Origin of the sequence: Janibacter terrae NBRC 107853 (assembly GCF_001591405.1) — a bacterium.
GTDB lineage: Bacteria > Actinomycetota > Actinomycetes > Actinomycetales > Dermatophilaceae > Janibacter > Janibacter terrae.
The window spans coordinates 132,656-156,185 of sequence record NZ_BCUV01000003.1; the positions used below are offsets into that span (position 1 = coordinate 132,656).

General features: G+C 72.2%; 25 protein-coding genes. 15 read left to right on the plus strand and 10 right to left on the minus strand.

Features of this window, described 5'->3' with window-relative positions:
• Positions 1-2: 2 nt before the first annotated feature.
• The 6 genes from JT1_RS03100 to JT1_RS03125 form a co-directional block, all read right to left on the minus strand.
• A complete protein-coding gene (locus JT1_RS03100; protein ID WP_068322881.1) occupies positions 3-4,541 on the minus strand; it encodes an Lhr family helicase in 4,539 nt (1,512 codons plus the stop codon).
• A gap of 33 nt (positions 4,542-4,574) precedes the next feature.
• On the minus strand, positions 4,575-4,865 hold the full coding sequence (locus JT1_RS03105) for a hypothetical protein (protein ID WP_068322882.1): 291 nt from the start codon (positions 4,863-4,865) through the stop codon (positions 4,575-4,577).
• Between the two features lie 63 nt (positions 4,866-4,928).
• Positions 4,929-5,402: a DUF2306 domain-containing protein gene (locus JT1_RS03110; RefSeq protein ID WP_068322885.1), complete on the minus strand. Its 474-nt coding sequence runs from the start codon at positions 5,400-5,402 to the stop codon at positions 4,929-4,931.
• A complete protein-coding gene (locus JT1_RS03115; RefSeq protein WP_068322888.1) occupies positions 5,399-5,815 on the minus strand; it encodes a MarR family winged helix-turn-helix transcriptional regulator in 417 nt (138 codons plus the stop codon). The genes JT1_RS03110 and JT1_RS03115 overlap by 4 nt, the downstream gene beginning before the upstream one ends.
• Positions 5,816-5,818: 3 nt before the next feature.
• A complete protein-coding gene (locus tag JT1_RS03120) occupies positions 5,819-6,460 on the minus strand; it encodes a lysoplasmalogenase family protein (RefSeq protein WP_255218239.1) in 642 nt (213 codons plus the stop codon).
• Positions 6,457-7,503 (minus strand): agmatine deiminase family protein, encoded by a 1,047-nt coding sequence (locus tag JT1_RS03125; RefSeq protein WP_068322891.1) that lies wholly within the window; start codon positions 7,501-7,503, stop codon positions 6,457-6,459. Before JT1_RS03125 ends, JT1_RS03120 begins: the two co-directional genes overlap by 4 nt.
• Positions 7,504-7,581: 78 nt before the next feature.
• Between JT1_RS03125 and JT1_RS03130 the strand changes: the two genes are divergently transcribed.
• Genes JT1_RS03130 through JT1_RS03145 form a run of 4 tightly spaced genes read left to right on the plus strand, consistent with a single transcriptional unit; the run spans position 7,582 to position 10,317 of the window.
• Entirely contained in the window at positions 7,582-7,836 is a 255-nt protein-coding gene (locus tag JT1_RS03130) for a DUF3046 domain-containing protein (RefSeq protein WP_082807434.1), read from the plus strand.
• Positions 7,833-8,765 carry an ABC transporter ATP-binding protein gene (locus tag JT1_RS03135; protein ID WP_068322897.1) on the plus strand — a complete coding sequence of 311 codons (933 nt, stop codon included), beginning with the start codon at positions 7,833-7,835 and terminating at the stop codon, positions 8,763-8,765. The genes JT1_RS03130 and JT1_RS03135 overlap by 4 nt, the downstream gene beginning before the upstream one ends.
• Positions 8,765-9,532 carry an ABC transporter permease gene (locus JT1_RS03140; RefSeq protein ID WP_068322900.1) on the plus strand — a complete coding sequence of 256 codons (768 nt, stop codon included), beginning with the start codon at positions 8,765-8,767 and terminating at the stop codon, positions 9,530-9,532. Before JT1_RS03135 ends, JT1_RS03140 begins: the two co-directional genes overlap by 1 nt.
• Positions 9,529-10,317: an ABC transporter permease gene (locus JT1_RS03145; RefSeq protein WP_068322902.1), complete on the plus strand. Its 789-nt coding sequence runs from the start codon at positions 9,529-9,531 to the stop codon at positions 10,315-10,317. The genes JT1_RS03140 and JT1_RS03145 overlap by 4 nt, the downstream gene beginning before the upstream one ends.
• Before the next feature lie 13 nt (positions 10,318-10,330).
• Here the strand turns inward: JT1_RS03145 and JT1_RS18835 are convergent, their stop codons facing one another.
• Positions 10,331-10,888 carry an acetyl-CoA hydrolase/transferase C-terminal domain-containing protein gene (locus tag JT1_RS18835; RefSeq protein ID WP_255218240.1) on the minus strand — a complete coding sequence of 186 codons (558 nt, stop codon included), beginning with the start codon at positions 10,886-10,888 and terminating at the stop codon, positions 10,331-10,333.
• Between the two features lie 14 nt (positions 10,889-10,902).
• Here JT1_RS18835 and JT1_RS18840 point away from each other — a divergent pair, with 14 nt between their 5' ends.
• The 3 genes from JT1_RS18840 to JT1_RS03160 all read left to right on the plus strand — a co-directional run bounded on the left by JT1_RS18840 (position 10,903) and on the right by JT1_RS03160 (position 13,471).
• Entirely contained in the window at positions 10,903-11,571 is a 669-nt protein-coding gene (locus JT1_RS18840; RefSeq protein WP_255218241.1) for a hypothetical protein, read from the plus strand.
• A 218-nt stretch (positions 11,572-11,789) separates the two neighbouring features.
• On the plus strand, positions 11,790-12,860 hold the full coding sequence (gene recA / locus JT1_RS03155; RefSeq protein WP_068322905.1) for a recombinase RecA: 1,071 nt from the start codon (positions 11,790-11,792) through the stop codon (positions 12,858-12,860).
• A gap of 8 nt (positions 12,861-12,868) precedes the next feature.
• The gene (locus JT1_RS03160) at positions 12,869-13,471 is read left to right on the plus strand and encodes a regulatory protein RecX (RefSeq protein WP_082807435.1); all 603 of its coding nucleotides are present in this window, start codon (positions 12,869-12,871) and stop codon (positions 13,469-13,471) included.
• Here the strand turns inward: JT1_RS03160 and JT1_RS03165 are convergent.
• Positions 13,428-14,039, minus strand: coding sequence for an FMN-binding negative transcriptional regulator (locus tag JT1_RS03165; RefSeq protein ID WP_068322908.1), 612 nt, complete (start codon positions 14,037-14,039; stop codon positions 13,428-13,430). The genes JT1_RS03160 and JT1_RS03165 overlap by 44 nt on opposite strands.
• Positions 14,040-14,134: 95 nt before the next feature.
• Between JT1_RS03165 and JT1_RS03170 the strand changes: the two genes are divergently transcribed.
• Genes JT1_RS03170 through miaB form a run of 4 tightly spaced genes read left to right on the plus strand, consistent with a single transcriptional unit; the run spans position 14,135 to position 19,043 of the window.
• A complete protein-coding gene (locus JT1_RS03170; protein WP_082807453.1) occupies positions 14,135-15,685 on the plus strand; it encodes a circularly permuted type 2 ATP-grasp protein in 1,551 nt (516 codons plus the stop codon).
• Complete coding sequence (locus tag JT1_RS03175) at positions 15,685-16,605, plus strand: alpha-E domain-containing protein (protein ID WP_068322911.1); 921 nt, start codon at positions 15,685-15,687, stop codon at positions 16,603-16,605. Before JT1_RS03170 ends, JT1_RS03175 begins: the two co-directional genes overlap by 1 nt.
• The gene (locus JT1_RS19070) at positions 16,602-17,450 is read left to right on the plus strand and encodes a transglutaminase family protein (protein WP_068322914.1); all 849 of its coding nucleotides are present in this window, start codon (positions 16,602-16,604) and stop codon (positions 17,448-17,450) included. Before JT1_RS03175 ends, JT1_RS19070 begins: the two co-directional genes overlap by 4 nt.
• 54 nt (positions 17,451-17,504) lie before the next feature.
• Positions 17,505-19,043 (plus strand): tRNA (N6-isopentenyl adenosine(37)-C2)-methylthiotransferase MiaB, encoded by a 1,539-nt coding sequence (miaB, locus tag JT1_RS03185; protein ID WP_068322917.1) that lies wholly within the window; start codon positions 17,505-17,507, stop codon positions 19,041-19,043.
• An 84-nt stretch (positions 19,044-19,127) separates the two neighbouring features.
• Here miaB and JT1_RS03190 read toward each other — a convergent pair whose 3' ends face one another.
• Together JT1_RS03190 and JT1_RS03195 are read right to left on the minus strand one after the other, a co-directional pair.
• Positions 19,128-19,937 (minus strand): DUF2382 domain-containing protein, encoded by an 810-nt coding sequence (locus tag JT1_RS03190; RefSeq protein WP_068322920.1) that lies wholly within the window; start codon positions 19,935-19,937, stop codon positions 19,128-19,130.
• A gap of 138 nt (positions 19,938-20,075) precedes the next feature.
• Complete coding sequence (locus tag JT1_RS03195; protein WP_068322922.1) at positions 20,076-20,255, minus strand: hypothetical protein; 180 nt, start codon at positions 20,253-20,255, stop codon at positions 20,076-20,078.
• 200 nt (positions 20,256-20,455) lie between these two features.
• Between JT1_RS03195 and JT1_RS03200 the strand changes: the two genes are divergently transcribed.
• From JT1_RS03200 to dapF, 4 genes are all read left to right on the plus strand, one after another.
• Complete coding sequence (locus JT1_RS03200; RefSeq protein WP_082807454.1) at positions 20,456-21,001, plus strand: YceI family protein; 546 nt, start codon at positions 20,456-20,458, stop codon at positions 20,999-21,001.
• 112 nt (positions 21,002-21,113) lie between these two features.
• Positions 21,114-21,713 (plus strand): peptide deformylase, encoded by a 600-nt coding sequence (def, locus tag JT1_RS03205; RefSeq protein ID WP_068322927.1) that lies wholly within the window; start codon positions 21,114-21,116, stop codon positions 21,711-21,713.
• Positions 21,713-22,633 (plus strand): tRNA (adenosine(37)-N6)-dimethylallyltransferase MiaA, encoded by a 921-nt coding sequence (miaA, locus tag JT1_RS03210; protein WP_218005553.1) that lies wholly within the window; start codon positions 21,713-21,715, stop codon positions 22,631-22,633. The genes def and miaA overlap by 1 nt, the downstream gene beginning before the upstream one ends.
• Positions 22,630-23,499, plus strand: coding sequence for a diaminopimelate epimerase (dapF, locus tag JT1_RS03215; RefSeq protein ID WP_068322933.1), 870 nt, complete (start codon positions 22,630-22,632; stop codon positions 23,497-23,499). Before miaA ends, dapF begins: the two co-directional genes overlap by 4 nt.
• The last annotated feature ends 31 nt before the right edge of the window (positions 23,500-23,530 follow it).

Below are 23,530 nucleotides of genomic sequence, written 5' to 3' on the forward strand. Positions count from 1 at the left end.
GGTCAGCCCCGCCCGCTCGGCCGTAGCCGCAGGCCCCGCGGCGTCATCGTGAACCCGGCGTCGGTGAGGGCCTGCGCGAGCGGGTCCTGCGACCCGAGCACGGGAGCGCCGTCGGCCCGCTGCACCGTGAGGCGGCCGAGCGCGCCCCGGTGCACCGCGTCGGCGAGCCCGCGCGCGGCCAGGGCGAGGGACTCCTCGTCGCTCTCCCAGGACAGCAGCGTGCGCCCGCCGCGCTCGACGTAGAGGACGAGCTGCCCGTCCACCGCGACGACGAGTGCCCCCGCCTTGCGGCCGGGCTGGTGCCCGGAGTCCCGCTCGGGCCAGCGCAGCGCCGCTCCCCACGGGTTGGCAGGGTCGGTCGCCGCGAGCACGACCGGCCCCTCGGGAGCGCGGGTCGAGCGCACCTCGTCCACGGCGCCCGGCACCGCGAACTGCGAGGCCCCCAGCCCCTCGATGAAGTAGCCGCGCCGCACCTGGCCGGCCTCCTCGGCGGCCCCGAGCACGCGGTGGATCGCCGCGAAGCCGCCGGTGACCTCCTCGGCGACGACGGCGCCGCGCGTGACGACGCCGTGCCGGTCGAGCAAGCCCTCGGCGGCCGCGTGGATGCGCGTCGTCGGGTCGCTCTCGGCGATCGGCAACGCAGACCACCGGCCGGCGGCGCGCGAGGGCCCGCTGCGCTGAGGCAGGGCGGCACGGCCCAGCCGCGGCCGACCGCCGTACCGGCCCCGAGGGGTCGGCCGGCGCTGCGCCTTGTGCGCGGTGCGTCCACCGGCGAGCAGACCCCGGACCGGGGCAAGCGTGTCGCCGGTGACCAGCCCGCGGTGGGCGAGCGACCACAGCGTGTCGGCGAGCTCCTCGTCGTCGATCCGCTCCTCGTCCTCCGCCCGGCTGCGGGCGAGGGCGTCGGAGAGGTCGCGGAAGAAGTAGGCGCCTCCGCCGGCCAGCGCCGCGTGGACCCGCTCCTCGACATCGCCCAGACCGGACGCGTCGGGGACCGGGAGCGTCGTGTCGGCGCCGTCGGCGAGGTGCAGGCTGATCCACGCGTCGTCACCGGGGAGGCTGCCGTGGCCGGCCCAGAGCACCTGACCGGTCGCCATGAGGTCGTCGAGGATCGGCCTGACCGTGTCGTCGACGCGCGCGGGCAGGACGAGCGACTCGAGCGCGCTGGCCGGGACCGGGACCCCGCTCAGCTGCTCGACGACCCGCAGCATGCCGTCACGTCCGCGCATGCGACGCCCGACGCCCTGCCACGCCGGCAGGAAGCGTGCGTACTGCCGCGGCTCGACCGGTTCGACCTCGTGCCTCAGGGCGGCCAGCGATCGGCGCCGCAGGGTCCGCAGCACCTCGGCGTCGCAGAACTCGCCGCCCCGGCCGCCGCACTCGACGGGCAGCAGGTCGCCCTCGACGAGCCGGCCGGTCTGGACGAGGCGCCGCAGGGCGTCGGTGGCGACCGCGCGGCCGATGCCGTAGTGGGTCGCGAGGTCGGCCGCCGCGAAGGGGACGTGGGTGCGGGCATATCGTGCGACGAGGTCACCGAGCGGGTCGCTCGTCGGCTGGAGCATCGAGTCGGCGAGCCCCGGCGGCAGGCTGACGCCCAGGGCGTCGCGCAGGCGGGCGGCGTCCTCGGTGCTCGCCCAGCGGTCCTCGCCGGCGACGCGCACGGGGATGACCTGGCGGCCGCGCTCGAGCTCGGCGAGGGCGGCGCGGACGTCCTCCTCGTCGAGCCGGCTGCGTCGGTCGAGCTCGGCCACGGAGAGCGGGCCGAGCACCCGCAGCAGGTCCAGCAGGTCCTCGCCGTCGCGGGCCGCGCGCTCCGGGGTGAGGCTCTGCAGCTCGGCGGCGGTGCGCTCCACCGCGGCCGGGTCGAGGAGGTCGGACAGTGCGAGCTGCTCGCCGCGCCCGAGGAGGTCGGCGAGCAGGCTGGGGTCGAGCGTCAGGGCCGCGGCGCGCCGCTCGGCGAGGGGGGAGTCCCCTTCGTAGAGGAACTGGGCGACGTAGCCGAACATCAGTGACGCGGCGAAGGGGGAGGGCCGTGTGCTCTCGACGTCGACGAGCGTCACCCGGCGCCCGGCGATGTGCGTCATGAGCTCCGTCAGCGCCGGCACGTCGAAGACGTCCTGGAGGCACTCGCGCACGGCCTCGAGCACGATCGGGAAGTCGGAGTGACCGCTCGCGACCTCGAGCAGCGCCGCGGCCCGCTGCCGCTGCTGCCACAGCGGCTGACGTCGGTCGGGCCGGCGCCGGGGGAGCAGCAGAGCCCGGGCGGCGCACTCGCGGAAGCGCGCGGCGAAGAGCGCCGAGCCACCGATCTCCTCGGTGACCGCCCGCTCGACGTCGGTCGGGTCGAGGGTGATGAGGTCGAGGACCTGGGTGCTCACGGCGCCGGAGTCCGGCGCTGCGTCGAGCTCGATGTCCGGGAGGCGCAGGACGATCCCGTCGTCCCCGTGCATCGCCTGCACGTCGATGCCGAAGCGCTCCCGCATGCGCCCGGAGATCGCGAGCGCCCACGGCGCGTGAACCTGCGCGCCGAAGGGGGAGTGCAGCGCCACCCGCCAGTCGCCGATCTCGTCGCGGAAGCGCTCGACGACGATCGTGCGGTCGTCGGGCAGGTGACCGGTGGCGGTGCGCTGCTCGTCGAGGTAGGCGAGCAGGTTGTCGCGGGCCCACTCGTCGAGGCCGGCCTGCGCGAGGCGGGCGTGCGCCCCCTTCGCGTCGAGCCCGCCGACCTCGCGGAGGAAGCCACCGACGGCGGCGCCGAGCTCCGCCGGGCGCCCGAGCTGGTCGCCGTGCCAGAAGGGCAGCTTGCCCGGCTGCCCGGGAGCGGGCGTGACGAGGACCTGGTCGTGGGTGATGTCCTCGATGCGCCAGCTGCTCGTGCCGAGGGTGAAGACGTCGCCGACGCGCGACTCGTAGACCATCTCCTCGTCGAGCTCGCCGACCCGTCGGCCGGGGCCGTCGCCGGACGCGAGGAAGACGCCGTAGAGGCCGCGGTCGGGGATCGTGCCCCCACTCGTCACCGTCAGTCGCTGCGCCCCGCGCCGCCCGACGATGGTGCCGGCGACCCGGTCCCACGTGATCCGTGGCCGCAGCTCGGCGAAGTCCTCGGACGGGTAGCGCCCGGCGAGCATGTCGAGCGTCGCGTGCAGCAGCGTCGCCGGCAAGGAGGCGAAGGGGGCCGCCCGCCGCACGAGCGCCTCCACCTCGGTGACCTGCCAGTCGTCGAGCGCGCACATCGCGACGACCTGCTGGGCGAGGACGTCGAGCGGGTTGGCGGGGACGTGCAGGGCCTCGATCTCGCCGGCGCGCATGCGCTCGACGACGACGGCGGACTGGACGAGGTCCCCGCGGAACTTCGGCAGGACGACACCGTGGCTCACGGCGCCGACCTGGTGGCCGGCGCGGCCGACGCGCTGGAGGCCGGAGGCGACCGAGGGCGGGGACTCGATCTGGACGACGAGGTCGATCGCGCCCATGTCGATGCCGAGCTCGAGGCTGCTCGTGGCGACGACGCAGGGCAGGCGGCCGGCCTTGAGGTCCTCCTCGATGAGCGAGCGCTGCTCCTTGCTCACCGAGCCGTGGTGGGCGCGGGCCAGGATGGTCTCCTGCCCCACCCGCTCGGAGTGGATCTCGTTGAGCCGCCCGGTGAGCCGCTCACCGAGTCTGCGGCTGTTGACGAAGACGAGGGTCGAGCGGTGCTGCTCGACGAGGTCAACGACCCGCTCCTCGACGTGCGGCCAGATCGACGCCCGGCGCTCCTCGCCGGCCGCAGCACCGGAGAGGTCGCCCGTCGGCTCCCCGAGGTCGGTGAGGTCGGCGACGGGGACGACGACGTCGAGCTGCCACTGCTTCGTCGACTCGGGCTGGACGATCTCGACGGGACGGCCGCCGGCGAGGAAGCGGGCGACCTCGTCGACCGGGCGCACGGTCGCGGACAGGCCGATGCGCTGGGCGGGGGACTCGAGGAGGGCGTCGAGGCGCTCGAGCGAGAGGGCGAGGTGGGCGCCGCGCTTGGTCCCGGCGAGCGCGTGGATCTCGTCGATGATGATCGTGTCGACCCCGCGCAGGGCGTCGCGGACCCCCGAGGTGAGCATGAGGAAGAGCGACTCGGGCGTCGTGATGAGCACGTCGGTCGGCGCCTTGGCGAAGGCGCGGCGCTCGTTCGCCGGGGTGTCACCCGAGCGGACGGACACGGAGACCTGCGGCGCCGGCAGTCCCAGCCGGTCGGCGGCGTGGCCGATGCCGACGAGCGGGGCGCGCAGGTTGCGCTCGACGTCGACCGCCAGGGCCTTGAGCGGGGAGATGTAGAGCACCCGGCAGCGCGCCTGCGGGTCCTCCGGTCGCGGCGTGGAGGCGAGCCGGTCGAGCGCCGAGAGGAAGGCCGACAGTGTCTTGCCCGACCCGGTCGGGGCGACGACGAGCGCGTGGCTGCCACCGCTGATCGCGCTCCACGCCCCGGTCTGGGCCTCCGTGGGCGCGGCGAAGCTGTCGCGGAACCATGCCGCGGTCGCGGGGGAGAAGCTCTCGAGGATGTCGTTGGTCATCGCAGGGACAGCCTGCCACCGACCACCGACAGCTCAGCGCTGGAGCAGCTCCAGCACCTGGTCGACCTTGCCCCCGAGCGAGTCGACCTTGCCCCCGAGCGAGTCGACCTTGCCCTCGAGCGAGTCGACCTTGCCCTCGAGCGAGGTCATCCGCGTCTCGATCGATGACATGCGCTCGCCCAGTGCCCCGACGTCCTCGGTCAGCTCGTTGAACCGGTTGGTGTGTCGTCCCTGGGTGTTGTGGATGTCAGCGATCATCGTGTAGATCGCCGAGATGTCGTTCTCGTGCTGCCGCACCTTGCGCTCGATGTCCGCCGCCGTCATCCCTCCACGATAGGCGTCCCGGCGCGACACGCCGAGGGCCCGTCGCACATCTGTGGACAACCGTCAGCTGGTCGTCACCCGCTCCCGCGCCAGCATCGCCCCGACCCTGACCAACCCGACGGTCAGTCCGACGACCAGCACCACCACGACGAGTGCCTCGATCGGTCGGGTCACGACGAAGGTCGGGATCGCGCGGTCCGGCACGGCCACCGCGCCGACGAAGGCGGCGCACAGCCCGAGCCAGCTGCCGCGCATGTTGCCCCTGTGCGCGGCGATGTTGCCCCGTCGCGCCTGGACCACCCCGAGGGTGACGGTGACGAGGGTGACGGTCGAGAGGATGTGCAGCAGGGACAGCTCACCGTGGCGGATGTCGCGGATCCAGTACGAGCTGAGCGCGACCCAGATCATCAGCCCCGCCCAGACCCGGCCGAGGAGGACGTGACGGACGTCCCCCTTCGTCGGCCGGAAGAGCTGGTAGCCGCCGAGCGGCAGGGCCACGAGCGCGGCGAGCAGGTGGGCGACGAGCAGCGGGGTCATGGTGACTCCTCGAGGAGGGCGGTGAGCCGGCGCACGTCGCGGGCCAGGGCCTCGGGGCTGCGTCCGATGGCGCGGACGGCGTCGTCGAAGTCCCGGCCGAGGCTCGTGCCGGCGCGGTCCAGCAGCGCGCGACCAGCCTCGGTGAGCGCCAGGGTGCGGCGGTTGCCGGATCCGGGCGTCCGGGCGATGTCGATCCAGCCGTGCTCGCCCAGCCCGGTGGTCGTGCGGCTGGCGGAAGCCTCGCTCAGCCCGAGCCTCGCGGCGAGGTCACGCTGGGTCAGCCCCGGGGCGTCGCCGACCACGAGCAGGGCGAGGTAGCGCGCGTACGTCAGTCCGAAGGGGGCCAGACGCACCTCCGCGGACCGGTCGAGGGCCTTGACGAGGAGGTGGAGGTCATGGGCGAGCGTGCTCATGACCTAGACGAGCAGCGCCAGCGCCGCCGTGTAGGTCGAGAGGATCACGCCGGATGAGATCGCCTGTGCCCGAGGGGACGTCGCGAACCGCTGCCCGACGATGATCGCGGCGTCGGAGACGAGGAAGAGCGCCCCGCCGAGGGCCACGGCCCGCCCGGTGCGTGCGCGGCCACCGTCGCCCAAGGCCAGCGCCGACATCGAGCCGAGCAGGAGACCGTAGCCCGTGAGCACCGCGTCGGGAGCCCCTCCGTCGGAGTCGAGGACGGCGAGCCCAGCCAGGGTGGTCGCCGCGACGCCCACCGGCCCCCGTCGGGGCCGTGCGCCGTCCCGCACGAGCAGGGCGACGAGGCCGGCCTGCTGCACGGCGAAGGCGCTCGCGCCCCGCCGCATCATCGCCCGTGACAGCTCGCCCTCGGTCCGGCTCGAGCGGTACATGTACCAGTCCCCGACGGTGGAGCCGACGAGCGCGATGAGCAGGGTGCCGGTGCGGCGGGGGCTGCGCCCGGACCGGGTCGAGAGCACCCCGGCTGCGAGCGTCGGGGCGAGCGCCAGCTTGCTCACGAGGTGGGCGCGGTCGCGACCGAGCACGTCGGCCGCGGTCGTCGCCACGGCGAGCGGGAGGTAGCCGAGCAGGTCGGGCCTCACGAGGACTCCGGCTGCTGCTGGGTGATGCAGTGGATGCCGCCACCGCGGTCGAAGAGCGGGCGGGCATCGACGCCGACGACCTCGCGGCCCGGGTAGACCTCGCGCAGGATCTCGAGCGCCCGCTCGTCGTGCGGGTCGTCGAAGACGCAGGCCACGACCCCGCCGTTGCACACCAGGTGGTTGACGTAGGACCAGTCGACCGGTCCCTCGTCGTCCGTGAGCGTCCGGGGCGCAGGGATGCGCGTGACCTCCAGCCGGCGTCCGGCGGAGTCGGTCGCCGCGAGCAGCGCCTGCTCGATCTCGCGGCTCACCGCGTGGTCCGGGTGCGACTCGTCCTCCTGCCAGTGCAGCAGCACGTGCCCCGGTTCGGTGAAGGTCGCGACGATGTCGACGTGCCCGCGCGTCCCGAGCTCGTCGTAGTCGCGCGTCAGGCCCCGCGACAGCCAGATGAAGGTGTCCACGCCGAGCAGCCGGCCGACCTCGGCCTCGATGTCCCCCTTCGTCGCCCCCGGGTTGCGACCCGGGTCGAGCTGCACGGTCTCGGTGAGCAGGACGGTGCCCTCCCCGTCCACGTGCAGCCCGCCCCCTTCGTTCACGATCGACGAAGGGAGGTGGTGCGCGCCCGCGGCGTCGGCCACCTGTGCGGCGATCCGGGCGTCGAGGTCCCACGTCGCCCAGTCCTGCCCGCCCCACCCGTTGAAGACCCAGTCCACGCCACCGAGCTCGCCGTCGGGGGAGAGGACGAAGCTCGGCCCGATGTCGCGCATCCACGCGTCGTCGAGGTCGGCGATGACGATGTCGATGGGGTGCGCGGTGTCGTTGCGCAGGTACTCGCGGCACAGGTGGATGTCGCTCGGCGACACGACCATCGTCACCGGCTCGAAGCCGGCCACCGCCCGCGCGACCGCGGCCCACGTCCGCCGGGCGCGCTCCACCTCGTCGGGGGTGTCGCCCAGGGTGTAGCCGTTGCTCGGCCACGCCATCCACGTGCGCTCGTGCTCGGTCCACTCGGCGGGCATCCGCCACGGGATCGTCTCGCCCATCGGGCGACCTCCTTGGTCGTCGTGGCTGCAGTATGCCGCCCCGCACCGACGGCCGCCGGACACACCTACACTCGCCGGGTGCGCCTGAGTCACTTCTGGACCCTCATGGAGGACGAGTTCGGGGAGGGGTATGCCCACACCCTCGCCCGCGGGCACGTCGTCCAGGCGCTCGGTGACCGCACGGTCGAGCGCGCGCTCGCCGACGGTGAGCCGCCCCGCCGGGTGTGGGAGAGCCTGTGCGAGGACCTGTCCATCCCGCCCCACCGCCGCCTCGGGCTCGACCGGGAGCCGATGGAGGTCCCGCCGGAGATCGCGAACGAGAGGCCGGAGTGAGCGTGCTGCTGAGCGCGCGCGGCCTGACCAAGACCTTCGGTGACTTCACGGCCGTCGACGGCATCGACATCGAGGTGCGGCGGGGGGAGTCCTTCGGGTTCCTCGGTCCCAACGGCGCCGGCAAGTCCTCGACGATGAAGATGGTCGCCGCCACCTCTCCGCCGAGCGCCGGCGAGCTGCGCATCCTCGGCCTCGACCCGGTGACCGACGGCGCCGCGATCCGGGCCCGCCTGGGCAACTGCCCGCAGCAGGACAACCTCGACGAGGAGATCACCGTCGAGGAGAACCTCTACGTCTACGGGCGCTACTTCGGGTTGCCGCGCCGGGTGATCCGCGAGCGGATCGACGAGCTGCTCGACTTCGCCCAGCTCACCGAGCGGCGCAAGGACAAGGTCGAGCCCCTGTCGGGTGGCATGAAGCGACGCCTGACCATCGCCCGCTCGCTCATCAACGAGCCGGAGATCCTGCTCCTCGACGAGCCGACGACCGGTCTGGACCCCCAGGCGCGGCACGTCCTGTGGGACAAGCTCTTCCGGCTCAAGCGCCAGGGCGTCACGCTCATCATCACGACGCACTACATGGACGAGGCCGAGCAGCTGTGCGACCGGCTCGTCGTCATGGACCGCGGTCGCATCGTCGCCGAGGGCTCTCCGCGCTCGCTCATCGGGTCCTACTCGACGCGCGAGGTGCTCGAGCTGCGCCTGCCGCTGGACGAGCAGGCGGACCACGCCGACGCGGCGCACCTCGTCGAGGGCGTCGGCGAGCGCGTCGAGGCACTGCCGGACCGCCTCCTCGTCTACACCGACCACGGTGACGCGGCCCTCGAGGCCGTCCACGACCGCGGCCTGCAGCCGCTCAGCGCGATCGTGCGCCGCTCCACGCTCGAGGACGTCTTCCTCCACCTCACCGGCCGCACCCTCGTCGACTGATGCTCGGCCGCGTCGGCGCCGTCGCGGGGTACTTCCTCGTCGTCTACCGGCGCACCTGGATGGGCTCGCTCTTCTCGCGCTTCGTCTCGCCGCTGCTCTTCCTGCTCGCGATCGGGCTCGGCCTCGGATCCCTCGTGGACGCGTCGTCCGGGGGAGTGGACGGCGTCTCCTACCTGCTCTTCGTCGCGCCGGGCATGGTCGCGGTGCAGGCGATGATGACGGCGGTCGGTGAGTCGACCTACCCCGTCTACGGGCTCTTCACGTGGAACCGCATGTACCACTCGATGCTCGCCACGCCCCTCACGGTGAGCGACCTGCTCCTCGGGCACCTGACGGTCATCGCCGTGCAGGGTGGCCTCGCTGCGGCGGCCTTCGTCCTCGTCGCCTCGTTCTTCGGCAGCTTCGCGTCCTGGTGGGTCCTGCTCGCGGTGCCCATCGGGGTCCTCGTGACCCTCGCCTTCGCCGTCCCGCTCTTCGGCTTCACCGCCCGGGCGAAGGGGGACTCCTCCTTCAACATCGTCTACCGCCTCGTCATCACCCCGCTCATGCTCTTCTCGGGCGTCTTCTTCCCGGTCGACCGCCTCCCCTTCGTCCTCGAGATCCTGGCCTGGGCTACCCCGCTGTGGCACGGGGTCGAGCTGGTGCGCTCGTCCGCCCACGGGAGCTTCGCCCCCTTCGGCCTCGTGCACCTGCTCGTGCTGCTCGCCTTCGTCGCCCTCGGCTGGGTCTACGCCCGGTCCGGCATGACCCGGCGGTTGGTGACATGACGACCGGTGTCCTCACGCCCGGCCTGGCCATGTGGCGCGCCGTGGTGGAGCGCAACGTCGTGACCTTCCGACGGCAGTGGATCGCCTTCGTCACCGGTTTCGCCGAGCCGGTCTTCTACCTCTTCTCGCTCGGCATCGGCGTCGGGTCGCTCGTCCCATCCGTCATGACCGACGGCGGGACGCAGGTCTCGTACGCGGCCTTCGTCGCCCCGGCGATGCTCGCCAGCTCGGCGATGAACGGCGCGGTCATGGACTCGACCTTCAACGTCTTCTTCAAGCTCAGGTACGCGCGCATCTACGACGCGATGCTCGCGACCCCGCTCGGGCCGCGGGACATCGCCGTCGGTGAGGTCGTTTGGAGCCTGGTCCGCGGTGGGGTCTACGCACTCGTCTTCTACCTCGTGGCGCTCGCGGTGGGCGTCGTCGAGTCCTGGTGGTCGGTGCTCGCGGTGCCGGCGGCGGTCTTCATCGGCCTCGCATTCTCCGCGGTCGGCATGTACGCGACGACCTTCATGCGCTCCTGGGTCGACTTCGACTGGGTGATGCTCGTCATCCAGCCGCTCTTCCTGCTCTCGGCGACCTTCTTCCCGCTGGCGACCTACCCGGGGTGGGCGCAACCGGTCGTCATGGCCACCCCGCTCTACCACGGCGTCGCACTAGAGCGCGGCCTCATGCTCGGCGAGGTCGGGTGGGGCCTGCTCTGGCACGTCGCCTACCTGCTCGTGCTGGGCGTGGTCGGCATCTGGGCCACCTCCCGCCGCATCGAGACCCTCCTGCGCGCCTAGGGACGGAAGGGGGTCAGGCCAGCCCGAGCTCCGCGGCCTCCTCCCACAGCTCCTCGCGCACGCGGGGGTGGGCGGCCTGCTCGATGAGCGCCCGGGCCTGGTCCCGCTCGGAGTGGCCGAAGAGCGGGGCGGTGCCCTGCTCGGTGACGATCGCGGTGGCCTGGAAGGAGGTCACCGGCTCGTCGACGAGCGGCACGATCGTGCTGACGTCGGCGCGTGGGTGCCACGAGCGCAGCGCGAGGAAGGCCTGCCCGCCGGGGGAGTGCAGCGCGCCGACGATGAAGTCGGTCTGCCCGCCGAAGCCGCTGTGGATGCGGGCGCCGAGCCGGGAGGCGTTGGCCTGCCCGAAGAGGTCGACCTGCAGCGCCGTGTTGATCGAGGTCGCTGCCGCGCGATGAGCCCAGGGTCGTTGGTGCGCTCGGTGCGGGCCATCTGCACCCGCGGGTTGCCATCGACCCAGGCGTAGAGCTCGGGGGAGCCGAAGAGGAAGGACGTGGTGAGGGGATGGTCCGGGTCGAGCGCTCCGGCCGCGTCGAGGGCCAGGACGCCGTCGGAGAACATCTCCGTCCACAGCCGCAGCTCGCGGTGCTCGGTGAGCGCGGCGAGCGCCGCGTCGGGGACGGCCCCGATGCCCATCTGCAGGGTTGCGCCGTCGGGGACCATCGCGGCGACGCGGCGGCCGATGGCGCTCGTCTCCTCCCCGAGGGGCGCGTGGGCGGCGGGCGAAGGGAGCGGCTCGCTCACCTCGACCGCGAGGTCGACGTGGTCGAGCGGGACGCGCGCGTCACCGTGGGTGTAGGGCATGCGGTCGTTGACCATCGCGACGACGAGGCCGCCGCGCTCGCGGCAGGCCTCGACGGCGCCGGGCAGGAGGTTGACCTCGAGGCCGAGGGAGAGGTGCCCCTCGCGCGGGGGAGCGCAGTGCACGAGGACGCAGTCGACAGGGAGCCGGTCGCGGTAGAGGACCGGGACGAGGGAGAGGCGGCTCGGCACGTACCGCAGCCCGGCGCGGCGCCGCTGCCCGGGCCCGACGAAGCTCGTCTCGAGCGTCACGCCCGCGCGGTCGGGGAGGCCGGCCGGGCCGTTGAGCATGTTGAGCGTGTAGGTCTCGAGGGTCGCGTCGAGCAGGTGCACGAGCGCCCACGGGACGCTGTGGTTGCCGGAGACGACGACCCGCGGGTCGTCGGGCAGGGCGGTCAGGGCGCGGGCGAGGGCCTCGGGGGTGACGGTCTGCACGTCCTCATCCTGTCGTGACGGCGTGTCGGCGCGCCACCTCCCACCCTCGAACACCTGTACGGGTAACGTCGTCCACAGGTGCCCATCCGGCAGCCGCGGTGTCCACAGCCCCACGGCAGCTGCGGACGGTTGTCGGTGGTGGCTCCTAGCGTCTGACCAGACAGCACGAGACGTCCGACTGTGTGGGAACTGGTCGCCGGTGGACGCGCCCGACACGATGACAAGGAAGGTGTGGCATGGCTGAGGTCACCGCCATCGACAGCAAGCTCCACGAGCAGAAGCTCAAGTCCCTCGACAACGTCATGGGGCAGATCGAGAAGGCCCACGGCAAGGGCGCGGTGATGCGCCTGGGCGACGACGTGCGCCCCCCGATCGCGGTCATCCCGACCGGCGCGATCGCCCTGGACGTCGCCCTCGGCATCGGCGGCCTGCCCCGTGGCCGAGTCGTCGAGATCTACGGCCCGGAGTCCTCCGGAAAGACGACGGTCGCCCTGCACGCGGTCGCCAACGCGCAGCGAGCCGGGGGCATCGCGGCGTTCATCGACGCCGAGCACGCCCTCGACCCCGAGTACGCCAAGAAGCTGGGTGTCGACACCGACGCCCTCCTCGTCAGCCAGCCGGACACCGGTGAGCAGGCGCTCGAGATCGCCGACATGCTCATCCGCTCCGGCGCGCTCGACGTCATCGTCATCGACTCCGTCGCGGCGCTCGTGCCCCGCGCCGAGATCGAGGGCGAGATGGGTGACAGCCACGTCGGTCTGCAGGCCCGTCTCATGAGCCAGGCGCTGCGCAAGATCACCGGCGCGCTCAACACCTCCGGCACGACCGCGATCTTCATCAACCAGCTCCGCGAGAAGATCGGCGTCATGTTCGGCTCGCCCGAGACCACCACGGGTGGCAAGGCGCTGAAGTTCTACGCCTCCGTCCGCCTGGACGTGCGCCGCATCGAGACCCTCAAGGACGGCACCGACCCGGTCGGCAACCGCACCCGGGTCAAGGTCGTGAAGAACAAGGTCTCCCCGCCCTTCAAGCAGGCGGAGTTCGACATCCTCTACGGCCAGGGCATCTCCCGCGAGGGCGGCCTGATCGACATGGGCGTCGAGCACGGCTTCGTCCGCAAGGCCGGAGCCTGGTACACGTACGAGGGCGACCAGCTGGGTCAGGGCAAGGAAAATGCCCGCAAGTTCCTCAAGGACAACCCGCAGCTCGGCGAGGAGATCGAGGCCAAGATCAAGACCAAGCTCGGCATCGGGGTCGTTCCCGTCGAGGAGGCCGACGAGCCGGCCGAGGTCCCGGTCGACTTCTGAGCCGCGACATGAGCACTGACGAGGGAGCCGCCGCGCGCAGGCTCGAGGGCCTGCGTGCGGCGGTCTCCGCCGTCGAGCGCGGCGCCGCCCCTCCTCCGGACCCCGCGGGCCGGGAGGGTGACCCCGACGCCGACCCGTACGCGGTGGCCCGCGCCGTCGTCCTGCGCCTGCTGACCGGTTCGCCCAAGTCGCGCGCCGAGCTGGAGAAGGCCTTGCGCCGCAAGGGCTGCCCCGACGACGTCGCGGCGGATGTGCTCGATCGCTTCGAGCAGGTGGGCCTCGTCGACGACGAGGCCTACGCCCAGGCCTTCGTGCGCTCCAAGCAGGCCGGTCGCGGTCTGGCGAAGCGCGCGCTCTCCCACGAGCTGCGCAGGAAGGGGGTCGACGACGAGCTCGCCCAGGCGGTGCTCGACGAGGTCGACCCGGAGGACGAGCGGGCCCGCGCCCATGAGCTCGTCGCGAAGAAGCTGCGCTCCATGCACGGCCTGGACCGCACCGTGCAGGCTCGGCGCCTCGCCGGGATGCTCGCCCGCAAGGGCTACGGCAGCGAGGTCGCGCGCCTGGTCATCAACGAGGCGCTCGACGCGCAGCCGGAGCACCAGCGCGACTAGTTCCGCCGGGCGGCCGGCTCATCCACTCGACGAGCAGGTCCGGGTTCGACCCGGCGCCCGGGCCGGGGCCGTCGGCCGCGACGCCGTCGCGGGCCCCGAGGCGGTCGGGGTCGCTCTTGTGCGCCGAGACCTTGAACTTCCCGGTCACCCGGCGCACGGGGATGCGGATCCCGACGACATGGGCCAGCTGCTCGTCCACGTACCCGGGCGGTGCCATGCCCGCCCGCACCCACCGCGGGTCGTCGTGCACCTCCAGCGGACCCCAGGCGTGGACGGCGACGTAGTTCCACGTCGGCACGGTGCGGTGGTGCTCGGCCTTGCTCGGGTACCAGGTGGGGGAGATGTAGTGGTCCGTGGCCCGGAAGACGGCGAGGGACTCCCCTTCGTGCCGCCCGACCTGCCACACCCGGTTGACGCGGGCGACGTGCCCGACGAGCTCGATGCCGGATGCGGTCCGCTGCGCGAGCAGCGGGATGAGGTCGACCTCGGGGGAGGCGCCGTCATGGGTGACGAGCGAGGCGAGCGGGTGCCGGGCGATGACGTCGAGCACCAGGGCCTCGTCGTCCACCCGGTCGTGGCACCACCGCTCGTGCGTAGGGTGGGCGCGTGACCGTCAACGACTCTCTCTTCGGGACCTACGCACCCAGTGCGGCATGGGACGAGATGCTCGGCGAAGGGGGCGAGCCCCGCCCGCCGTACAAGCCGATCCACCACACGCTGCGCTCGATGGAGCCGCAGGAGCTGAAGGACCGTGCGGACGCCCTCGCCCGGATGTTCTTCGACCAGGGGGTCACCTTCGACCACGCCGGCGAGGAACGCCCCTTCCCCCTCGATGCCGTCCCTCGGGTCATCGACGCGGACGCCTGGCAGGCGGTCGAGCAGGGCGTCGCGCAGCGGGTCAAGGTCCTCGAGGCCTTCCTCGACGACATCTACAGCCGCACCGGCGGGCTGCCCCGGGCGGTCGAGGACGGCATCGTCCCGTGGAAGCTCATCGCCACGTCGAGCCACTACCACCGTGCGGTGACCGGTCTGCGACCGCCGGGTGGGGTGCGCGCGCACGTGAGCGGCATCGACCTCATCCGCGACGAGGAGGGGACCTTCCGCGTCCTCGAGGACAACGTCCGCGTCCCCTCCGGCGTCTCCTACGTCATCGCCAACCGCCGCGCGATGACCAACGTCTTCCCCGAGGCCTTCGCGACGATGCGGATCCGGCCCGTGCACGACTACCCGCGCATGCTCCTGCACGCGCTGCGCGCCTCGGCGCCCGAAGGGAGGGTCGACCCGACCGTCGTCGTGCTCACCCCCGGCGTCTACAACAGCGCGTACTTCGAGCACACGCTGCTCGCCCGGATGATGGGCGTGGAGCTCGTCGAGGGGCGTGACCTCGTCGTGCGCGGCGGCGAGGTGCGCATGCGCACGACGCACGGGGAGGAGCGCGTCGACGTCATCTACCGGCGCATCGACGACGACTTCCTCGACCCGGTGCACTTCCGGCGCGACTCGATGCTCGGCGTGACAGGACTGGTCTCCGCCGTCCGCGCGGGGCGCGTGACGCTGGCCAACGCGATCGGCAACGGCGTCGCCGACGACAAGCTCGTCTACTCCTACGTCCCGGAGCTCACGCGGTACTACCTCGACGAGGACCCGATCCTGCCCAATGTCGACACCTACCGGCTCCAGGAGCCCGAGGCCCTGCGGGAGGTGCTCGGCCGGCTCGACGAGATGGTGACCAAGCCGGTGGACGGATCCGGTGGCAAGGGCCTCGTCGTCGGACCCGCGGCCAGCGGCGCCGAGCTCGACGAGCTGCGGGCCAAGCTGCTCGAGGACCCGCGCGGGTGGATCGCCCAGCCGGTGGTCCAGCTGTCGACCGTGCCGACGCTCATCGACGGGCAGCTGCGCCCGCGCCACGTCGACCTGCGCCCCTTCGCCGTCAACGACGGCACCGACGTGCAGGTCCTCCCCGGTGGCCTGACCCGCGTCGCCCTGCCCGAGGGCCAGCTCGTCGTCAACTCCAGCCAGGGGGGTGGCTCCAAGGACACCTGGGTGCTCGCCGGACGCTACAACCGGCTGCCGCACGACGTCGACGAGCGCGAGGTCATCTTCCTCGGTACCGGGACGGGCACGCACGAGCGCGACGACGGCCCTGTCCCGCAGTCGCAGTCCCAGTCCCGGTACCAGGGCCAGTCGCAGGACCCGAGCGAGGAGGACGTCTGATGCTGAGCCGGATCGCTGACTCCCTCTTCTGGATCGGTCGCTACATCGAGCGCGCCGACGGGACCGCGCGCATCGTCGACGTGCTGCGCCTGCAGCTCCTCGAGGACCCCGCGGCGGACGAGCAGACCGCGTGCACGATGGTGCTGCGCGGGATCATGGGCTACGACGACGTCGGCGAGGTCGACTACGCCGACACCAGCCGCATGCTCGTCTTCGACGCGGGCAACCCCAACGCCGTCTCGGGCTCGTGGCACGCCGCGCGCGAAAACGCCCGGCGTGCCCGCGAAACCGTCTCCACCGAGATGTGGGAGGCGATCAACACGACCTACCACCGGTGGAACTCCTTCACCCCGGGACCCGCGACGCAGTACCACCTCGGGTGGGTGCGCGAGCGCTCCGCGCTGCTCGACGGCCTCACCGACACGACGATGAGCCACGACGACGCCTGGGACTTCCTCGTCCTCGGCCGGGCGCTCGAGCGTGCCGACATGACCGCCCGTCTCGTCGCGACGGGCGCCAGCGACCTGGGCCCCGGCTGGGGGCAGGTCCTCGCCAGCTGCGGCGCGCAGCAGGCGATGCTGCGCACGATGCGTGGCGTCGTCACCGACCGCACCGCGGCCGCCTTCCTGACGCTCGACCGGCGCTTCCCGCGCTCGGTCATCGCGGCGCTCAAGGAGGCGGAGGAGCGGCTGATCAACCTCTCGCCCGACAAGGACCGGGTCGGCTTCTCCGACGAGGGCCGCCGCATCCTCGGGCAGATCCGCACCTCGCTGGAGTTCAGCAACCCGGACACGGTGCTGCACGACCTGCCGGAGCGGATGCAGCTGGTGCAGGAGGCCGTCATGGCCGCCTCGGACGCGATCGGGGCGCGCTACTTCTTGTCCGCGCCGGTCCAGGAGTGGATGGGAGAGGTCGTATGAGCAGCAGGCGCCACCGCATCGTCCACCGCACGACGATGCGCTACGAGGGCGAGGTCACCGCCGCGCACAACGAGCTGCGCATGATCCCGGTGAGCGAGCCGGGCCAGGCGACGCTCGAGGCGCGCGTGCGCGTCAAGCCCCTCACCTGGAGCCACGTCTACGAGGACCACTGGGGTACCCAGGTCATGGCGATGGAGTCCCAGACCGGCCACGAGGTGCTCGAGATCGAGGCCACGAGCACCGTCGAGCGCTCCGAGCTGCCCGTCCAGGCCGACGCCGTCGGCTGGGCCGCGGTCAGGGACGCGACGACCTGCGACCGGTTGAGCGAGTTCCTCGCGCAGACCGGCCGGACCGCGCCGCCCGAGGAGGTCGTCGCCCTCGCACAGGAGCGCGTGGAGGACCCGACCCCGCGAGCCGCCGGGCTCGCCATCGTCGAGCGGCTGCGCGAGCGCCTCACCTACGAGAGCGGCATCACCGGCTGGCAGTCGACGGCCGCCGACGTCTGGGCCGGCGGCAAGGGCGTGTGCCAGGACTTCGCCCACGTGACCCTCGGCGCCCTGCGGTCGGCCGGGATCCCCGCCCGCTACGTGAGCGGGTACCTGACGGCCGAGGACACGGACGTCCAGCGCGGCACGACGGTGCCCGCGCGCAACCACGCGTGGATCGAGCTGTGGGACGGCGGCTGGCACGCGCTCGACCCGACCAACACCGGGCCGGTCGGGCTGGACCACGTCGTCATCGGCCGCGGCCGCGACTACGACGACGTCTCGCCCTTCCGCGGCATCTTCGTCGGCCCCCCGGTCAGCGACCTCGACATCGAGATCACCTACACCCGGCTGGGGTGAGGCGCGGACGCAGGGGGAGGGCACCCCCTTCGTCCGACGTACCCTTGACGGGCCATGACTGCGACGCCCAAGACCTATGACGTGCGCACCCACGGGTGCCAGATGAACGTGCACGACTCCGAGCGCCTGGCCGGCCTCCTCGAGACGGCCGGCTATGTCGACATCGCGAGCCTGCCGCGCCACGAGCGCGGCGAGGTCGCCGACGTCGTCGTGTTCAACACCTGCGCGGTGCGGGAGAACGCCGACAACAAGCTCTACGGCAACCTCGGCCAGCTCCGCCCGTTCAAGCAGCGCAACCCCGACCTGCAGATCGCCGTCGGCGGCTGCATGGCGCAGAAGGACCGCACGACCATCGTCGAGCGGGCGCCCTGGGTCGACGTCGTGTTCGGCACCCACAACATCGGCTCGCTGCCCGCCCTGCTCGACCGCGCCCGCCACAACGCGCAGGCGCAGGTCGAGATCCTCGAGTCGCTGGAGACCTTCCCCTCGACGCTGCCGACGCGGCGCGACTCCGCCTACTCGGGGTGGACGTCGATCTCGGTCGGCTGCAACAACACCTGCACCTTCTGCATCGTGCCCGCGCTGCGCGGCAAGGAGAAGGACCGCCGTCCCGGCGAGGTCCTCGCCGAGGTCGAGGCGCTCGTCGCCCAGGGCGTCCTCGAGGTGACCCTGCTCGGGCAGAACGTCAACAGCTACGGCGTCGAGTTCGGTGACAAGCTCGCCTTCGGCAAGCTGCTGCGCGCCTGCGGCGACATCGAGGGCCTGGAGCGGGTGCGCTTCACCAGCCCGCACCCGGCCGCGTTCACCGATGACGTCATCGAGGCGATGGCAGAGACGCCCAATGTCATGCCGAGCCTGCACATGCCGCTGCAGTCCGGCTCCGACCGCGTGCTGAGGGCGATGCGGCGCAGCTACCGCTCCGAGCGCTTCCTCGGGATCATCGAGCGGGTCCGCGACCGGATCCCCGACGCGGCGATCACGACCGACATCATCGTCGGCTTCCCGGGGGAGACGGAGTCGGACTTCGAGGAGACCCTGCGGGTCGTGCGCGAGTCGCGCTTCAGCTCCGCCTTCACCTTCCAGTACTCGATCCGCCCCGGGACACCGGCCGCGACGATGGCCGACCAGGTGCCCAAGGAGGTCGTCCAGGAGCGCTACGAGCGGCTCGTCGCGCTCCAGGAGGAGATCTCCTGGGCGGGCAACCGCGAGCAGGAGGGGCGCGAGCTCGAGGTGCTCGTCGCGACGGGGGAGGGACGCAAGGACCGCGAGACCGCCCGTCTGAGCGGTCGCGCCCCCGACAACCGCCTGGTGCACTTCGCGGTCCCCGAGGACCTGCCCGAGGTCGGGCGCCCGCGCCCCGGCGACATGGTCACGGTGGGCGTCACCTACGGCGCCCCGCACCACCTCGTCGCCGACTCCGCCCTGTCCGGCGGCACCTTCAGCGTCCGCCGCACGAAGGGGGGCGACGCATGGGCCGCCCTCCAGGACAAGGGCGTCGAGGGTGCCGTCGCCAAGCCCGGCGTCTCGCTCGGCATGCCGCGCATCGGGGCTCCGGAGCCCGTGGAGGCCAACGGGCCCGCCTGCAGCGCCTGATCCGCCCGGGCAGGACCACGACCGAGCACGACGAAGGGGGTCGGTCACCGTCACGGTGACCGACCCCCTTCGGGCTGGGACGGGTCAGACGCGACGGTCGTCCGGGACGTCGTCGACGCCCTCGGTCTCGATGCGCTCCTTGCGCACCGTGCCGCTCACCTGCTCCTCGTCCGTGACGGTCTCCTTCTCGAGGCGGACGCGCTCGACGGGGACGGTCTCCTTCTCGACCACGGGGCGCTCCTCGTGGAGGGTGACCTCGTGCTCCTCCTCGGAGATACCGGGGCCGTCGAGGGCGTCGCCGCGATTGGCGTCGGTGATCGGCTCGCGCTCGACGCGGACCTCCTCGCGGGTGACGGGGACGGTGACCTGCTGCTCCTCGGTGACGACGTACTTGCGCAGACGGGCACGGCCGGTCTCGCGGCGCTCGGTCCCCACGTCGAGCCGCTCCTCGGAACGGGTCATCGCGTCGTCGGTCGTGGGTCCGGAGGTGTCGTGGCCGACGACGCGCTCACCGGTCTCGTCGTCCAGGTCCCGGCCGCCACGGCCCTCGGCCACACCGGCGACGGGTGCGCCGGTGGTGCCCGTCCTGCCGTAGTGCGCGAAGAGACGCTCCTCCTCCTCGGGCTCGAGGTGCCCGTCGTCCTCGACGTTGGGTGCGTCCTTGACCTGGTCCTTCGTGTACGGCACCCGCAGTCCCTCGTCCGTCTGCTGCGCGTCGGTCAGCGGCACGAAGCTCGAGCGGGTCCCGAAGAGCCCGGTCCTGACGGTGATCCAGTCCGGGCGCCCGGTCTGGTCGTCCAGGTACACCTGCCCGACGCTCCCGATCTTCTCCCCGTCGGAGCCGTGGACGTCCCGCCCGCTGATCTGGTCGATGGCGTTGTGGTCGATGCTCATGTTCCGTTCCTCTCGTGGTCGTGTCGACGGCCGGGGTTCGGCCGGAGGCACCACTGGCTTACCCCAGCCGAGGGAGCCAAAACACGACCAAGGGGGTCGATCGCCGTGGTGATCGACCCCCTTCGCGTCAGAGCGGTCTCACTCGCCGATCTTGCCGTCGAGGAACTCCCTGCCCTGGTCGCTCTTGTCGGCGTCAACGCCCTTGCCCTCGGCGAACTCGCCGGCCTTGTCGAGGCCCTGGTCGCTGTGCTCCTCGACCTTGTCGCTGTGCTCACCGAGCGCGTCGGTGGCCTGGCCCTTCAGATCGTCGAACCCCATGGCGTTCTCCTTCTGTGTCGGCATGCCCGGTACGGGCCGTGGCACCACACAAGCACGACATCTCTGGCGCTTCAACGGGAACGGGCGTACGGTCGATAGTGGTTGAAAAACGAATAGTTGACACGACAAGCAAAAGGTCCTAACGTATGTCGTGTTCCAACCACCTCCCGGACCACGGCACCACCACCAAGGAGCTCCACATGACCGACCTGAACATCCCCGCCGGTACCTACGCCATCGACCCGAGCCACACCGAGGTGAGTTTCGTCGCTCGCCACGCGATGGTCACCAAGGTCCGCGGCTACTTCCGCGACCTCGAGGGCACCATCACCGTCGCCGAGGACCTGGGCGCCTCCAGCGCGACGGCCACGATGAAGACCGCTTCCGTCGACACCGGCAGCGCCGACCGTGACGGCCACCTGAAGTCGGCCGACTTCTTCGACGTCGAGACCAACCCGGAGATCACCTTCGTCTCCACCGGCGTGCAGAACGCCTCGGGCAACAGCTTCGACCTCGTCGGCGACCTGACGATCAAGGGCGTCACCAAGCCGGTCACCCTGAAGGCCGAGTACGACGGCACCGCCCAGGACCCCTTCGGCAACGTCCGTGTCGGCTTCACCGCCCAGACGGTCGTCGAGCGCGAGGACTGGGGCCTCACCTGGAACGCCGCGCTCGAGACCGGCGGCGTGCTCGTCTCCAAGAAGATCACCCTCAACCTCGAGGTCTCGGCCATCAAGCAGGCCTGAGCCTCGACCCCGGGCTCGTAGAGCCCGCCACCCCCGCGGAGCCGGGACCGGTACCCCCTGACCGGTCCCGGCTCCGTCATGCCCGTCCCGCGGGCCAAATAGGATGCCGCCCATGACGATCCGCCCCATCACCATCACGGGTGAACCGGTCCTGCACACGCGCGCCCAGCCGGTCACCGAGTTCGACGCCGAGCTGCGCACCCTCGTCGAGGACATGTACGAGACCCAGGAGGCCGCGCACGGCGTCGGTCTGGCAGCGCCGCAGATCGGGGTCGGCCTGCGGGTCTTCACCTGGAGCATGGCCAACGACGACGGCGTGCCGACCCTCGGTCACGTCATCAACCCCTACGTCAAGGCAGCCAAGCCCGCCGTCGGCGAGCCCGACCGCGACAACGAGTCCGAGGGCTGCCTCTCCGTGCCCGGCTACTCCTTCCCGCTGCGCCGCGGTGAGAGCGCCGAGGTGAGCGGCTACGACTGGGACGGCAACGAGATCGCCTTCACCGCCACCGGGTGGTTCGCCCGCTGCATGCAGCACGAGTACGACCACCTCAACGGCTTCCTCTACGTCGACCGGCTGGGCGAGAAGTGGAAGAAGAAGGCCCGCAAGGCCGTCAGGGCCGAGGGCTGGGGTGTCCCCGGCCACACGTGGATGCCGGGCGAGGTCCCGGACCCCTTCGGTCACGACGACGAGCAGGACGACGAGCAGGAGTGATCCCGCAGGTCATCGCCGTCGTCGGCGCCACCGCGACCGGCAAGTCGGACCTGGCGCTCGACCTCGCCGAGCGGCTGGGTGGCGAGGTAGTCAACGCCGATGCGATGCAGCTCTACCGCGGCATGGACATCGGCACCAACAAGTTGCCTCCCGCTGAGCGCCGTGGGATCCCGCACCACCTCCTCGACGTCCTCGAGGTCACCGACGAGGCGACCCTCGCAGACTTCCAGTCCCGTGCCGAGGCAGCGATCGGCGACGTGCTCGCGCGCGGTCGGGTGCCGGTGCTCGCCGGCGGCTCCGGCCTGTACGTGCGCGCGGCCCTGGATCACCTCGACATCCCGCCGACGGACCCGGTCGTGCGCGCGCGGCTCGAGGCGCAGGCGCAGGACGAAGGGGGGAGCGACGCCCTGCGTCGTCGCCTGCGCGAGCTCGACCCCGCGGCCGCGGCTGCCATCGAGCCCAACAACATCCGCCGGATCGTCCGAGCACTCGAGGTCGTCGAGATCACCGGCCGTCCCTTCTCGGCGACGGCGCCCACGAAGCGGTACCGACGCCCTTCGCTCGTCATCGGTCTGCGTGACGACCGGGACGCGCTGACCCGCCGGATCGAGCGGCGCGCCCGCGCGATGTGGGAGGGCGGGTTGCTCGACGAGGCGCGCCGGCTGGACGCTGCCGGGCTGCGCGGCGGCCGGACCGCCTCGCGGGCGATCGGCTACGCGCAGGCACTCGGTCAGCTCGACGGGCGCTGGGGCGCGGAGCAGGCGATCAGGGACACCGCGCAGGCCACCCGGCGGTACGCCCGACGGCAGGAGTCGTGGTGGCGGCCCGACCCGCGCCCCGTGTGGTTGGACGCCGCCGCGCCGGACCTCGCGGACGCGGCGCTGGAGCTCACCCGCCGTCCGACACAATGGGTCCCATGAACCTGCCTTTCACCAAGGGCCACGGCACCGAGAACGACTTCGTGCTCGTCCCTGACCTCGACGGCGAGCTCGAGCTCACCCCGACGCAGGTCGCGTTGCTCGCCGACCGCCAGGCCGGGATCGGCGGTGACGGCGTCATCCGCATCGTGCGCACGGCGGCGGCCGCGGAGGAGGACGTCCGCGCGCTGGCCGACCGGGCCGAGTGGTTCATGGACTACCGCAACGCCGACGGGTCGCTGGCCCAGATGTGCGGCAACGGCACGCGGGTCTTCGCGACCTGGCTGCGCCGCGAGGGACTGGTCGGCGAGGAGCTGACGATCGCCACCCGAGCAGGCATCCGCCGGATCCGTTTCGAGGGCGACGAGGTCGTCACCCACATGGGGACCTGGCGCTTCGTCGACGAGGCCAAGGCGCAGGCGCAGGGGTTCGACTCCCTCGTCCACGTCGAGGAGGCCGAGGACATCACCGAGCCGTACTCCGCGCTCTCGCTCGACCTCGGCAACCCGCACACCGTCGTGGCGCTGCCGGAGAACGTCAACCTCAACGGCCTCCGCCTGCGCCAGCCGCCGAAGGTCAACCCCGTCCCGCCCGAGGGCAGCAACGTCGAGTTCGTCCGGGTCCTCGGCCCGGGCCACGTCTCGATGCGCGTCCACGAGCGCGGCGTCGGGGAGACCCGCTCCTGCGGCACCGGCGTGTGCGCCGCCGCGATCGGGCTCGCCTTCTGGTCCGGCGACGTCGACGCCCCGGGGCAGGTGCAGGTCGAGGTGCCCGGCGGGACGCTGCGGGTGCGCCTGCTGCCCGGCCGTGAGGTGGAGCTCGCCGGTCCTGCCGTGCTCGTCGCCGACGGGACGACGACGCTCGTCTGAGGCGCTCCCCTTCTCGGCTCAGCCCGTCGCG